This is a genomic window from Profundibacterium mesophilum KAUST100406-0324 (assembly GCF_009835145.1).
Taxonomy (GTDB): domain Bacteria; phylum Pseudomonadota; class Alphaproteobacteria; order Rhodobacterales; family Rhodobacteraceae; genus Profundibacterium; species Profundibacterium mesophilum.
Genome location: NZ_APKE01000098.1, coordinates 1 through 365, shown reverse-complemented (window position 1 = coordinate 365; position 365 = coordinate 1). Strand labels below are relative to the sequence as shown.

Genomic DNA, 365 nt, shown 5'->3' with positions numbered 1-365 from the left:
CCGATCTGGGCCATGTGGTCATCGCCACGGCCACGCCGCGCGGCGCCGAGGTGGCCCTGGGCGAAGTCATTCATCCCGGCGTGCGCCGGCCCGCCGCGAGGCGCTGAGATGCCAAGCCCCCGCAAGGTCGATCTGTTGCCGCCGGAGGTGCGCGGCTGGTTGCAAGAGGAGCTCAAGGCGCGCGGCTTCGGCGGCTACGAGGAGCTTGCCGCCGCGCTGAACGCGCGGCTCGAGCTGGACGGGCTGGAGCTGCGGATCAGCAAGAGCGCGCTGCACGCCTACGGATCGGACTTCCGGGACTACGCGCGGGCGCAGGAGCAGGCGCAGGACGAGATCCGCGCCTTCCTCGCCGAGGCCTCGCTGTC

Annotated in this window: 1 protein-coding gene; it reads left to right on the top strand. The window is 72.3% G+C overall.

Features of this window, described 5'->3' with window-relative positions:
• Window positions 1–108: 108 nt before the first annotated feature.
• Window positions 109–365 (top strand): phage protein Gp27 family protein (locus PMES_RS16415; protein ID WP_159966780.1); only part of this gene is annotated, 257 nt, incomplete at its 3' end.